This window comes from Ignavibacteriales bacterium (assembly GCA_016709155.1).
GTDB lineage: Bacteria > Bacteroidota > Ignavibacteria > Ignavibacteriales > Ignavibacteriaceae > JADJEI01.
In genome coordinates this window covers 902,405-914,872 of the sequence record JADJEI010000013.1, presented here as the reverse complement: position 1 = coordinate 914,872, position 12,468 = coordinate 902,405, and the positions used below count along the sequence as shown (strand labels likewise).

At 36.5% G+C, this 12,468-nt stretch carries 14 protein-coding genes and 1 pseudogene; 1 reads left to right on the top strand and 14 read right to left on the bottom strand.

Annotated features, from left to right (window positions below; all coding sequences use genetic code 11):
* Positions 1–149: 149 nt before the first annotated feature.
* The 14 genes and pseudogenes from IPH11_17595 to IPH11_17530 form a co-directional block, all read right to left on the bottom strand.
* Complete coding sequence (locus IPH11_17595; GenBank protein ID MBK6915383.1) at positions 150–1,895, bottom strand: T9SS type A sorting domain-containing protein; 1,746 nt, start codon at positions 1,893–1,895, stop codon at positions 150–152.
* Positions 1,896–2,121: 226 nt separating this feature from the next.
* Positions 2,122–3,069, bottom strand: a complete 948-nt coding sequence (gene trxB / locus IPH11_17590) for a thioredoxin-disulfide reductase (GenBank protein MBK6915382.1) — start codon at positions 3,067–3,069, stop codon at positions 2,122–2,124.
* An 89-nt stretch (positions 3,070–3,158) separates the two neighbouring features.
* A complete protein-coding gene (gene queG, locus IPH11_17585) occupies positions 3,159–4,091 on the bottom strand; it encodes a tRNA epoxyqueuosine(34) reductase QueG (protein MBK6915381.1) in 933 nt (310 codons plus the stop codon).
* Positions 4,092–4,111: 20 nt separating this feature from the next.
* On the bottom strand, positions 4,112–4,447 hold the full coding sequence (locus IPH11_17580; GenBank protein MBK6915380.1) for a nitrite reductase (NAD(P)H) small subunit: 336 nt from the start codon (positions 4,445–4,447) through the stop codon (positions 4,112–4,114).
* Complete coding sequence (locus IPH11_17575; protein ID MBK6915379.1) at positions 4,444–5,310, bottom strand: MBL fold metallo-hydrolase; 867 nt, start codon at positions 5,308–5,310, stop codon at positions 4,444–4,446. Before IPH11_17575 ends, IPH11_17580 begins: the two co-directional genes overlap by 4 nt.
* Positions 5,311–5,475: 165 nt before the next feature.
* On the bottom strand, positions 5,476–5,745 hold the full coding sequence (locus IPH11_17570; GenBank protein MBK6915378.1) for a 4Fe-4S dicluster domain-containing protein: 270 nt from the start codon (positions 5,743–5,745) through the stop codon (positions 5,476–5,478).
* A 223-nt stretch (positions 5,746–5,968) separates the two neighbouring features.
* Positions 5,969–6,300: pseudogene (locus tag IPH11_17565) on the bottom strand (4Fe-4S dicluster domain-containing protein).
* A gap of 95 nt (positions 6,301–6,395) precedes the next feature.
* The gene (locus IPH11_17560; protein MBK6915377.1) at positions 6,396–7,097 is read right to left on the bottom strand and encodes a TPM domain-containing protein; all 702 of its coding nucleotides are present in this window, start codon (positions 7,095–7,097) and stop codon (positions 6,396–6,398) included.
* Positions 7,094–7,711 (bottom strand): LemA family protein, encoded by a 618-nt coding sequence (locus IPH11_17555; protein ID MBK6915376.1) that lies wholly within the window; start codon positions 7,709–7,711, stop codon positions 7,094–7,096. The genes IPH11_17560 and IPH11_17555 overlap by 4 nt, the downstream gene beginning before the upstream one ends.
* Before the next feature lie 124 nt (positions 7,712–7,835).
* A complete protein-coding gene (locus IPH11_17550; protein MBK6915375.1) occupies positions 7,836–8,570 on the bottom strand; it encodes a hypothetical protein in 735 nt (244 codons plus the stop codon).
* Between the two features lie 112 nt (positions 8,571–8,682).
* Complete coding sequence (locus tag IPH11_17545) at positions 8,683–8,925, bottom strand: hypothetical protein (GenBank protein MBK6915374.1); 243 nt, start codon at positions 8,923–8,925, stop codon at positions 8,683–8,685.
* Between the two features lie 101 nt (positions 8,926–9,026).
* A complete protein-coding gene (locus IPH11_17540) occupies positions 9,027–9,545 on the bottom strand; it encodes a hypothetical protein (GenBank protein ID MBK6915373.1) in 519 nt (172 codons plus the stop codon).
* On the bottom strand, positions 9,542–9,997 hold the full coding sequence (gene yidD, locus IPH11_17535; GenBank protein MBK6915372.1) for a membrane protein insertion efficiency factor YidD: 456 nt from the start codon (positions 9,995–9,997) through the stop codon (positions 9,542–9,544). The genes IPH11_17540 and yidD overlap by 4 nt, the downstream gene beginning before the upstream one ends.
* Positions 9,998–9,999: 2 nt before the next feature.
* A complete protein-coding gene (locus tag IPH11_17530; GenBank protein ID MBK6915371.1) occupies positions 10,000–11,145 on the bottom strand; it encodes an acyl-CoA dehydrogenase in 1,146 nt (381 codons plus the stop codon).
* Between the two features lie 240 nt (positions 11,146–11,385).
* On the opposite strand from IPH11_17530, the gene rlmN reads away from it, so the two are divergent.
* Entirely contained in the window at positions 11,386–12,468 is a 1,083-nt protein-coding gene (rlmN, locus tag IPH11_17525; GenBank protein MBK6915370.1) for a 23S rRNA (adenine(2503)-C(2))-methyltransferase RlmN, read from the top strand.

The window sequence follows — 12,468 nt, the reverse complement described above, 5'->3', positions numbered from 1 at the left end:
TTTTTTTATCCCTAAATATTTTTGTTTGTAACTTAAGGATAAAAATTGCTATTGTCAACTAATAAAAAAGGCTGCCCATTGCTGAACAGCCTTTGTCAAAAATCAAAGATGTCATCTTTTGAAAAGACGACCTCTTTTTTAAGATGGAACTATTTATTCAGTAACATCTTTTTAACTTGTACAAAATTGCCTGTGGTCATTCTATAAAAATAAATTCCGCTGGAGACCAGATCACCAAATTCATTTCTTCCATCCCAAACAGCCTCGTAATAACCTGCTGATGCAAAGCCATCAACGAGTGTTGCAACTTCCTGCCCCAAAGAATTGTATATCTTAATTGAAACACTTGCGTCTTCGTTTAAGGCATATTTAATGTTTGTTGTCGGGTTGAAAGGGTTGGGGTAATTACCGATCAATGTCATGTTTTCAGGATTTGAAGTTAAGTTTTCTGCTGATTCAACAATCTGTTTTTCAAGAGATGTTTTAGTATAAATCTTCGCATCCGTATCCCAGATAGGAGTTGGATTAGTTCCAACATTTATAGTAAATGTAAATGCTCCGAGATCAGAAACAGGGATAGTATAATTTCTAGATCTATTCAGTGTTCTGTTCGACTTCAGGTTCATAGTCCGATTGAAAATTGTCTGGTTAAATCCATTTGGTCCTGTTACCACTACCCAAACGGTAGCAGCTTGATTTGTGGCTTCGTTGTTTGTGATGGACATAGTGTAAGCGAGTGTTCCATTCCCTGATGTGGGATTGAGTGTGATAGTACAAGTTACATTTGGATTAGTACTGCCTGCATTAAGCGCATTCCAGAAAGCAGTATTAAAAGCACTCGTGCCAGAGTTACTGCCGGAACCACCTGTCGTACACCCACCATTTGTATGAACCCCCACCGAATTGCCGGTAGCTTCATCAATTATGGGACTGCCGGAATTACCACCTTCAGTATCGCACACATATCGCATGGTAGTTCCTGATGAACCGGCGTTTGGCCCTATTGATGTTTGCTGCGTTTGATTTGCTGTGCCACCATCAACTCCATAACCGGTTATTCTAATTGTGCTCGGTCCCAAATTTTGAACAACGGTGAAAGCTACACCTTGTGCCTGCAATGGTGTTAAACCTGTATTTGAATTCGGAAAAGCTTCAAATACTCCCCAATCATTTCCAATTCCACCATTTGAAAAAACTTTTGTAGCAGTGTTTACTGCATATTGATCTTCAGGCCCGGGATGCTGCAATGTTCCATTTGCTAAGGAAGGAGGAACATTAAATTCAAGAGTATTTAACAATGAATTTGAAGACACACAATGTCCTGCCGAAACAAGTTTTCCATTAGTGATCAACCACGCTGTACATCCAATATTTAATAATCTGCAGGCTCTATCATCTGAAGAAGCTACTCGATCATCTGTGGGACCGCATTGACTTTCTACACCATATTCCTGTACCTGTTCACCAACTATGATATCGGCGATGTTCACGTACACACCTTTATCATCATCGGCAACATGTAATTCTATTTCAACAGCATCCCCATTAAAAAATGCGCTTGAGTTTTGCCACTGCTCTAAAGCAACAGCATTGAGTCTTTGCCACTTGCCATCCAGTACGGAACGAAGTATTAAATAACTATCTTCACCAAGATTGGCACTACTAAATGTCAATTTTAACCAGGGGGCATCTGCAACTTGCACAACGCCATCAAATGCAATATTCTCAGTAGCCTCGATCTCGAAATTACCATTAAACACTCCAGACTCCATTGAATATGGTTTGATGTGATATGGTAATTGTGTTGTCTGTGCAATTGAGAATATCGGAAGCAAGAGAAACAGAAAGAGGACATAAAAAACTGTCCGCAGGTTAAACTGAATATTATACCTCATATAAAGACTCCTTTAATTGATGATGATTGGGTTAATTAAGAAACAAAATAATTCAGATAATCGCAATGATTATAAGACTGATCACAACTTAAAGAAATTTATTAAAGTTGTCAATTAAAAAGTAAAAAAGGCTGTCCATTTCTGAACAGCCTTGGAATTCAATTCTATTTTCACCAATACCAATTCCTTCAATGACAATGCAATTGGAAGTTGATTCCAAAAATATTTAAGCTTCTTGTGCTTCCAGCCAGCGCTCGCAATCGAGGGCAGCCATGCAGCCTGTACCGGCGGCGGTGACGGCTTGGCGATATTTATGGTCAGCGACATCTCCGGCGGCAAAGACACCTGGAATGTTTGTATAAGTCGAGCCGGGCTGAACTTTCAGGTAACCGTTCTCATCCATATCAAGCACCCCCTTAAATAATTCCGTGTTTGGTTTATGTCCGATACCGATGAACAATCCATCTGCTTCGAGGGTGGTGGTAGCGTGATCTTTCGTGTCTTCGAGAAGAACTCCCGTCATCACTTTCTTGCCGTTTTCTTCTTTGCCAAGTACTTCTTTAACCACTTCGTTGGTGAGCAATTTTATTTTGGAATTTTTCTTTGCACGATCATACATAATTTTTGATGCGCGGAATTCATTACGCCTGTGAATGATAGTCACTTCGCTTGCAAACTTTGTGAGGAAGTTAGCCTCCTCCATTGCAGTATCACCACCACCTACAACAATTACTTTTAATCCTTTAAAGAAAAATCCATCACACGTAGCACAGGCAGAAACACCATAGCCCATATATTTTGTTTCACTTTCCAATCCAAGCAGTCTTGCAGAAGCACCCGTTGAAACAATAACCGAATCGGCAGTATAGAGATCATCGTAAGTTTTGATTACGAAAGGTCGTCTTGAAAAATCCACTGATGTTACTTCTTTATAGATACTAACTGCACCAAAGCGGTGGGCTTGCTTACGCATAACGTCCATAAGTTCCGGACCCATAATTCCTTTTTCGAAGCCGGGATAGTTTTCAACTTCGGTTGTAATAGTTAACTGTCCGCCGGGCTGCATTCCTTCAAAAACTACGGGCTTTAATTCGGCGCGTGCCGTATATAAGGCGGCTGTAAAACCTGATGGACCCGAACCAATTATTATTACTTTGTGATGATTGTTCGACATTATTTCTCCTGATGATTAAAATATTTTTTATGATTGATGGTTAGATTCAAATTAATGTTTATAGTTTCAAATCATTATTAAAAAGATTTTTATATATCGTTTAAAAATTCAGCATTACGTTTTAGTCCTTTTAGCTTTGCACGACTTATCGGGCTGCTTGAAAATCTTTTTTTAAAATCTTCTTCGCTCATTTCCAAAATGCTATTCAATTCTATTTCTCCGTTGCCATCTGCGGGTTGAAATTCTTTTAAAGAAGTTTCCTGAGCAAATTTAATATTCCACGGACAAACATCCTGACAAATATCACATCCGAAAAGCCAGTTATCAAATTTATCTTTGAAAGATGTATCAATGCTGCCTTTATTTTCAATGGTTAAATATGAAATACATTTGTTCGCATCCACAACATAATTCTGAATGATTGCATCGGTGGGACAGGCATCAATGCAGGCAGTGCACTCGCCGCAGAAATCAGGTATCGGCTCCGAGTAAATAAATTCCTGATTACAAATTATATTTGCGATGAAGAACCAACTGCCATATTCACGATTGATAATGTTTGAGTGCTTCCCCATCCATCCAATGCCGGAACGAACAGCCCAGGCTTTATCCATAACAGGACCAGTATCAACATAGGATTTAGAGTTGAATTTTTTATCAATTTGTTGAAGGTAATTTTCAAACTCATTCAGCTTTTCCCAGATAATGAGATGATAATCCTTTCCCCAGGCGTAGCGCGATACTTTTCCCATCCCCTTTTGGTTTGAATGCAGATTATTCGTGTAGTAATTCATACCGAGAGAAATAACGCTTTTGGCATCAGGAAGTATTTTAGAAATGTCTTCACGCTTATCAGAATTTTTTTGCATGTAATTCATTCCAGCTTGATGATTTTGATTCAGCCAGTCATTTAGGTTTGTAATTTCGTTAGTGAGCAATTCCACTTCTGCAAAACCAACTAAACTAAAGCCCAATGATTTAGCTTTGCTGATAACAACATCATTTGTAACACGATCGGGCAGCAAGGGGGAGATATTTTCATTCACCAGTTTAATTCTTTCCGATCCACTTTAACAAAAACATCATCGCCAGAAATGATAACGGGGAAAGTTCTCAATCCTTTTGCGCCTGTTGGCAGACATCCGGTTTTCAAATCGAACATCCAGCCATGCGCCGGGCAAACGACACAATTATCCTCTATCAGTCCATCATAAATCATTTGTGTATGCTGATGGGGGCAGTTATTTGAAACAGCAAACACTTCATCTTTTATTTTGAACACGGCGATATCAATATCGTTGACTAAAAATCTTTTGCCAACTTCCTCTTTTAGTTCTTTTATAGAACAGACTTTGTAGAAATCATTTTTTATGCTCATAAAGCAGAGAACTTTTCTTGCACTCGAATGCCTTTATCAGTTTGCATTAAAGTCGCATACGCAATTTCGGGATCATGGTAGAAAAATAATTTCCAATTTTCATCCACCGCCTGCTTTAATATTATTTTCTTTTCATTTAACGTCACCAGCGGTTGAAGGTCGTAGCCCATTATATATGGCAAGGGAATGTGAGATGCAAAAGGCAGCAAATCGCATACAAAGAGAAAAGTATTGTCGCCATCAGATATTTTTATAAGCTGTTGATAAAAAGTATGACCATTTACGAGTATGAAACTAATTTCATCATCAAACTGCTCTTCGCCATTAATAAAATGGAGAACGCCTTCCTTCATTAAAGGTTCAAAATTCTCTTTTATGTAGCTGCCCTTATCCCTATCGGATGGATTGACTGCCCAATCATAATTTTTTTTCTGCACATAGTATTTTGCATTAGGAAAAGTCGGAATCAATTTTCCGTTTTCAATTTTTGTTGAGCCACCGGTATGATCAAAATGAAGGTGAGTTAATAGTACATCAGTGATGGAGGCTGCGGATATGTTATTGAGTTCAGGTTCAAGTTCAAGTTCATCTTCAAGTTCATGTTCAAGTTCATGAGTTGAGTCAATATTGTAAATGCTTTTGGATTTATCATCCCATTTATTTCCCATTCCTGTATCTATAATAATATTTCTGTTATCAGACTGAAGGATTAAATGCCTCGTGGCAAGTCTCACTCGATTTTGCTCATCTGTAGGATTTGTTTTACTCCACAATGGTTTAGGAATAATGCCAAACATAGCGCCGCCGTCTAACGAAAAATAACCGCTAACAAAAAGACTTAATTTATATTTACCGATTTTCATTTAAGGAATTGATTAAATTTTAAGAACAATTTAATCAAGTAAAAAGAAAGGATAAAGTCTCGAAGTATTTAAAACGAAAAAGGATGAGCACTATTTATGCCCATCCTTTTTGCGTGTTCTATTTAGAAAGGTCCCCTGAAAAATTCCCCATTCTCCCGAAAAATATTAATTTATATGTACAACTGCATCAACCGGACAAACGCTGACACATTGAGGTTCATCGTGAAAGCCTTGACATTCTGTGCATTTATCGGGAACAATATAATAGTAGTCACCCGAGTAAAAACCTGTTGCACCCGAAGGAGCAGCGTCGTTTTCGCCAAATGAAGCGCCATTTATTTCCCAGTTATTGCCGCCTTCATATATTGAATTGTTCGGGCATTCTGGTTCGCAAGCACCGCAGTTGATACATTCTTCAGTTATTTTATAAGCCATTATAACTCCAATTGTTCAAATTATATTTCACAAATAATGACTAAAATCGTACCAGAAGAAGTCAAGTGTAAAGATTGAACTATTAGAAAAAAAGAAGGATAGAATGAATGATTTATTGAGAATTTATCAGAAGTGAGAAATTGAGGGTTGAATTTTCTCTGAATTGAAATAAAAAATGCCCGGCTTCTTTTTACCGGGCATTAATAAAACTAAATTCTAAATTTTAGCGACCAACGGAATCGAGATATTCTTTACGTTTTAGTAAAGTTTCTTCATCTTCAACGTGATTAGGATCCGGGACGCAGCAATCAACGGGACATACAGCCGCACATTGTGGCTCATCGTGGAAGCCTTTGCATTCGGTGCATTTATCAGGAACAATAAAGAAAAAGTCGCTTGAAAAAATCCATTTGCTCCTGATGGAGCCGCTGCACCGTCACCATAATGTTTACCAGCTAATTCCCATTCAACACCACCTTCGTAAATAGCAGTGTTTGGGCATTCGGGTTCACAAGCACCACAGTTGATACATTCTTCAGTTATTTTAATTGCCATTTTTTCTCCTTATTTCAATAATAATTTTAATTATCTAATTGTTTAATCTAAAAATATGAATATAATTTTTCATACTCAATCCAATTATAAAGTTTTTACCAGCTCCCACTTGCACCACCTCCGCCGAATGAACCACCGCCTCCGCTAAATCCACCGCTTGAAAATCCTCCGCTGGAAAAACCGCCGCTTCCTGAACTTCCACCATAATAAAATCCGCCTGATTTTCCACCGGTTGATTTTCCAAAAAGAATAATAATAATAAATATAATTACAAAGACTGTAAAAATAATTGAACCGCCTCCGTCAGAATCATCATCAGGTTCAGCTTTATATTCGCCTGCAATTGTTGCAATGATTGCATTGATGCCATCACTAATGCCTGCATAGTATTCATTGTTTTTGAACTTTGGTACAATGACATTTCGGATAATTGAGCTTGCAAGAGCATCGGGCAGTGCGCCTTCTAATCCATATCCAACTTCAATGCGGAGTTTTCTATCGTCTTTAACAACAAGAAGTAAAACACCATTGTCGTGTTTTTCAGTTCCAATTTTATTTTTTGAAGCAGCTTCGTGAGAATAGTCTTCAATTGGATAACCCTCGAGTGAGGCGATCATCAAAGTAATCAACTGATTTGAAGTAGTGTCCTCGTACGTTTTTAAGCGAGAGTTTAAGTTCGAAAGTTCATCAGATTTTAGAGTTTTTGTCTGGTCAGTTGCCCACATTTTAAGTTCAGGGATTTTGGGCTGAGCAAAAACTATTAACGAACTAACAAGAACGAAGAGCAAAATTCTCATCGAGTACCGAAATCAACTTTGGGTGCATTTTCACTTCCTGCCTGAGATTTAAAATATTGTTTCTCGTTGAAGCCAAACATTCCGGCTAAAAATGATGCAGGGAATTTCTTTATAGAGGTATTATAAGTTAGTACAGATTCATTGAAATTTTTTCGCTCAACCGTAATCCGATTTTCAGTTCCCTCAAGCTGAGCCTGTAGATTCAGGAATCCCTCGTTTGCTTTTAGGTTGGGATAATTTTCAACTGTAACTAATAATCTTGAAAGTGCGCCACTCAACTCTCCTTGAAGCGATTGAAATTTTTGAAACGCAGCAGGATCATTCAAAACTTCTGGTGTAATATTGAATTGACTAACTTTTGAGCGCGCTTCAATCACATCAGTCAAAACTTTCTGTTCAAAATCAGCATAACCTTTAACAGTGTTTACAAGATTTGGAATTAGATCGGCTCTTCGCTGATACTGGTTTTCAACCTGCCCCCAGCTTTTAGTAACAGATTCGTTAAGCGTGACCATATTATTATAAACGCCTACTCCCCACATGATCATCATAAATATTGCAAGCAATATTACTCCGACAATTGATAAACCGATTATTAGACCTTTATTCTTCATTTAATCTCCAATTTGGTGTTTAAATAAGGGAATTTCTGCAAGCAACTATAATATTTTATAATTCTTAAAAATGAATATAACATTTAATTAGAATTTTTTTAAGATAAAAACTTCTGAAAAAAAATTAAGGTTTTGTACCAGTAAATTCATTTTGAAGCCATTTTAATGCATTATTGGTCTCGATCAAGTTATCAGCTTCGGCAAACTTTTCGGCATTTTCAAAATTACCGCGATAAAATCTGAACCATAAAAAATTGGAAACCATAAGACCGTCAAAAACCCGATCGGCTGCAAAGGCTTTTATTGCAGTGTATCCCCAAAGTACATTCCAGGCAAACGATATTATGCCGCTAACGTAATTGCCAGTATAAAATTGCCCCAGCCCCGGTAAAACGAAAGACATTGCTTTAACGAGCAGTACTGAGTAAAGTTTATTATCAGTCAGTCTGCAAAATTCTTCGAGTTGCTTTGCTGAATCTACTTTAGAAAATTCAGCAGAAGCAGCTTCCCAGTCATCAGAAAAAATAAAAGCCCAGCCTCGCCAGTAATTTATTTCATCAATTTTATCAGGATAATTTTTATTCGCTTCCAGAGAATCGAGTAAAGTTAATGCCCGGTTAGTAGTTCTCCGTAAAATATTACTGCGGATGATTTTTATTTGTGCATCATAAATCTGCTCTGAAGTTTTTGAATTTATTTCGGACAAAGTGTAGTAATAAATTGATTCATCCAACTTTGCACCCGCTTTGTAGCAATCGCCAAGAAGAGAATAATTCGAATAAATATTTCCACTGTCTTTTTCAAAAAATATTAATCGCTTGAATTCTGTAATTGCATCGAAATATTTTTTCTTACCCATCAAATTTTTAGCAAGTTCGAATTGATTTTCGTAAATCGTTTGAGAAAAAGAACTACAGGTTAAAAATATCAGAATTACAAAAACAATTAATCGGTTAAAACATCGCATTAAATTATTTGCAAAAGTTAGTCTGTGGAATAAAAAAATTGTTGTCTTCGAGGAATAAATTTAGGTTTACCCCAAATTCATAATCAACACGCGAGTTATAAATTTGTGCAGCCGCAACCGAACCATAAATATTACCCGCATAAAAAAGCGAACTTATGCCTGCAAATAACCATCCTCTAAAATCATGATTTGCTCTAAAGTTATCGTAAGATAAAAAGGCAAATATCCCTGTAGTAAGTAAAGCCATTATTCCATCGCCGATTTCATCAACATAAAATTTTCCGGCGCCGGGAATAATAGCAGATAAAATTCCTGCAGTAAAAGAACTTCTGTATGGCGGATCAGTTCTTAAATCAAATAAATATTTTGCTGAAACTTTTTCGGAGTCTTCGAAGGCTGATAAAAATCTGTTTCATTCAAAAAATCAGGAGTCAGTTTCAAATTTGAAAGCAATGTTAATTTCATTGCCGCTCGCTTCACATTATTATTAAAGAATGGGAAATTGAGGTTTACGGTTCGCTCTAATTCCATTTTGTTATTAAGTAGAAATTTGATTTTCATTAATTGGAGCAACGACAATTCATAGAAAAGTGATTTAGCCTCTATTTTATTAAATGATTCTATTGCTTTATCAAAGTCTTGAGTAATTGAGTAGGATAGAGCAATTTTATAGGCAACGGTGTCACTCATACCCTCCCCATCTAATTTTTGATATTCCCCGGCAGCGCGCAAGTAATCTTTTTCGCAGAAAATATAATCAGCAAATAATTTTACATTTTTGGGAGAATGCAATTCATTTTGTGCTGATAAATTTTTTACAAATATTAAGCTAAATGTAAATAGCGCAATTAAAAAAAATATTTTCATTTATCGGAGGTTAAAAGGACAGGTGGTGTATATTTTATTTTTGATTCTTCCAAAGTATAAAGCGAAGGTGGGTCGAAGTAATGACCGTCAAGAATACGAGGATAGTGAGATTTGCGATTGAAAATATTAAAGTCGCGTGTAAAGCGATCAAAAAACATCAGCAAACCTTGAGCGGGATTAGTCTCTTTTACCGAAGCCACAAAAAATGCAGAACAGGACGGGCTGTAAGGACAATTGTCTCCATCCACCTCTGAAATAAAAAACCAATAAGAATTAGTAAAAATTTTGACGCTAAAATCAGAGATGTTTTCAAATCCGAATGAATAATCACGGCTTCGATGATTATCAGTTCGCTGATAAGAAATTTCTTCTGCTTCCCATTTTTTCCAATCACTCTGTGCGATTAAAAAAGATTGAAGCAGAAGAAAGATATAAATCAATAACAATTTCAATTTTATTTTGAATCTAATAATGCTCTTGCAATAACGACGCGCTGAATTTCATTTGTGCCTTCATAAATTTCAGTGATTTTTGAATCACGAAGATATCTTTCTACCAGATATTCTCTCACATAGCCGTAACCACCATGGATTTGAATCGCTTCCGAAGCACATTCAAACGCTATTTTGGAAGAGTAAAGTTTAGCCATCGCAGCTTCCTTAAAATATTTTTGACCGGCATCTTTCATAGCGGCAGCTTTTAGTGTAAGCATCTTTGCTGCGTCAATCTTTACAGCCATGTCGGCAAGTTTAAATTGAATTGCCTGATGATTTGAAATTATCGTTCCGAATGCTTTTCTTTCTTTTGAATATTTCAATGCTGCTTCGAACGAAGCTTCAGCGATGCCGATAGCCTGCGATGCGATTCCGATTCTTCCGCCATTAAGTGTATTCATTGCAAAGTTAAATCCCTTGCCTTCCTCCCAGACTATATTTTCTTTTGGAACTTTACAATTTTCAAAAGTTAATGAGCAAGTATCAGAACTTCTGATACCAAGTTTATCTTCCTTTTTGCCATGATCAAATCCGGGGGTACCGCGTTCAACCAATAAAGTAGAAATTCCATGGTGAGCTTTTTCCTTATCAGTTGTAGCCATAACTAAAACATAATCTGCTGTAGTTCCGTTGGTGATCCAATTTTTCATGCCATTTAAAATATAAAAATCACCATTTCGATCAGCAGTCGTTTTTTGTTTTGTAGCATCACTTCCTGCTTCCGGTTCAGAGAGAGCAAAAGCGCCGAGCTTTTCGCCTTTAGCAAGCGGAATTAAATATTTTTGTTTTAGGAAATCTGAACCATACTTCTCTAATCCATAGCAAACGAGAGAATTATTAACAGACATAATTACTCCGCAGCTTGCATCCACCTTTGAAATTTCTATCATTGCAAGCACGTAACTAATAGTATCCAAACCCGCGCCCCCATAATCAGGCGATACCATCATTCCTAAAAATCCAAGTTCACCCATTTGTTTAATAATTTCGGCAGGAAATTCTGCTTTGATATCTCTATCTATCGAGGTAGGCGCAATTACTTCCTGAGCAAATTCTTTTGCCGATTGCTGAATCATTTTGTGATCTTCTGTGAATTCAAAATTCATTGTAACTCCACTGTTTTGATATGTGTATAAAATTCTTAAATCATTTTTCTATTAGTTTAAAAATAAAGTACTCTATTTAGGTGCGCAATTTTCTGTAGAAGGAAAGCCAAATAACTTTAGCAATTTTTATGTGGTCAACCGGACTTAAAATTAACCTCTCAAGCACCATAGAAAAAATTATTTGGTTTTATCTGCCGCCGATGAATGATTATATTCACAAAGAAATTTCCAATAATTTATATGACTCCAACCCGCTCAATCAGTAATCATTCTAAAAAAATAGTTTTAAAAGGATTAACATTTGAGGAATTAAAAGTTTATTTTAATTCCATTGGTGAACCATCATACCGTGCCGGTCAAGTATTCAATTGGATGTACAATCACCTTTCGCTAAGTTTTGATGAAATGTTAAACCTACCCAAATCACTCAGGAAAAAATTAAACGAAGAAACAAATCTTAAAAGTTTAACTTACTTCGATTCTGAAACATCACGTGAAACCGGGACAAAAAAATTTATTTTCGAAACAGTTGATGGAAATAAAATTGAATCTGTAATTATTCCTGAAGCAAAGCGAAACACACTCTGTATTTCCACACAAGTTGGCTGCCCGCTTGATTGTAAATTTTGCGCCACAGGACTTATGGGATATAAAAAAAATCTAACGGCAGGCGAGATCTTTGATCAATATCTTTTGGCTGCAAAAGATTTTAGAAAAGAAAATCTAACCAACATTGTTTTTATGGGGATGGGGGAGCCATTATTAAATTATGATGCGGCATTCAATACTTTAAAAATTTTTTCTGAGGAATTAACTACCGGGATTAGTCTTAAAAAAGTTACTGTGTCCACTGCCGGCATTCCTCATAGAATTAAAGAACTTGCAGATTCCGGACTAAAACCAAAATTAGCATTCTCGCTTCATTCCTGTTTCGAAGAAACACGAAGTAAAATTATGCCGATAAATTTGAAGTATAGTCTTAATGAAAATCTTGAAGCATTAAAATATTATTCAAGTAAAACTAATACTCGTATCACTTTCGAATATATTATGCTGAAAGATTTAAATGATACCGAGAAAGATTTATCCGCATTAGTAAGACTCTGCAAAAGCATTCCCTCAAAAGTCAATGTTATCCCATTTAATTCATTAGCTCACATGAATCCTACAGGCTTTTCATCTGAATTACGACCGACAGCAAAATATAAGATTGAAGATTTTGTACGGAAGCTTCGAGAAAGAGACATTACCGTGATTGTCCGTTTTACGCAGGGTGAAGATATCGCCGCCGCTTGCGGGCAGCTTGCAATTAAATTTAAGTGA

What these genes read in the sequence shown, in the direction of transcription:
- IPH11_17595 (MBK6915383.1), bottom strand. Translation starts at nt 1,895, where the DNA reads ATGAGGTATAATATTCAGTTTAACCTGCGGACAGTTTTTTATGTCCTC.
- IPH11_17540 (MBK6915373.1), bottom strand. Translation starts at nt 9,545, where the DNA reads ATGAAAATATTTTTTTTAATTGCGCTATTTACATTTAGCTTAATATTT.
- IPH11_17580 (MBK6915380.1), bottom strand. Translation starts at nt 4,447, where the DNA reads ATGAGCATAAAAAATGATTTCTACAAAGTCTGTTCTATAAAAGAACTA.
- IPH11_17570 (MBK6915378.1), bottom strand. Translation starts at nt 5,745, where the DNA reads ATGGCTTATAAAATAACTGAAGAATGTATCAACTGCGGTGCTTGCGAA.
- IPH11_17575 (MBK6915379.1), bottom strand. Translation starts at nt 5,310, where the DNA reads ATGAAAATCGGTAAATATAAATTAAGTCTTTTTGTTAGCGGTTATTTT.
- IPH11_17555 (MBK6915376.1), bottom strand. Translation starts at nt 7,711, where the DNA reads ATGAAGAATAAAGGTCTAATAATCGGTTTATCAATTGTCGGAGTAATA.
- IPH11_17550 (MBK6915375.1), bottom strand. Translation starts at nt 8,570, where the DNA reads ATGGGTAAGAAAAAATATTTCGATGCAATTACAGAATTCAAGCGATTA.
- trxB (MBK6915382.1), bottom strand. Translation starts at nt 3,069, where the DNA reads ATGTCGAACAATCATCACAAAGTAATAATAATTGGTTCGGGTCCATCA.
- IPH11_17560 (MBK6915377.1), bottom strand. Translation starts at nt 7,097, where the DNA reads ATGAGAATTTTGCTCTTCGTTCTTGTTAGTTCGTTAATAGTTTTTGCT.
- rlmN (MBK6915370.1), top strand. Translation starts at nt 11,386, where the DNA reads ATGACTCCAACCCGCTCAATCAGTAATCATTCTAAAAAAATAGTTTTA.
- IPH11_17545 (MBK6915374.1), bottom strand. Translation starts at nt 8,925, where the DNA reads ATGGCTTTACTTACTACAGGGATATTTGCCTTTTTATCTTACGATAAC.
- IPH11_17530 (MBK6915371.1), bottom strand. Translation starts at nt 11,145, where the DNA reads ATGAATTTTGAATTCACAGAAGATCACAAAATGATTCAGCAATCGGCA.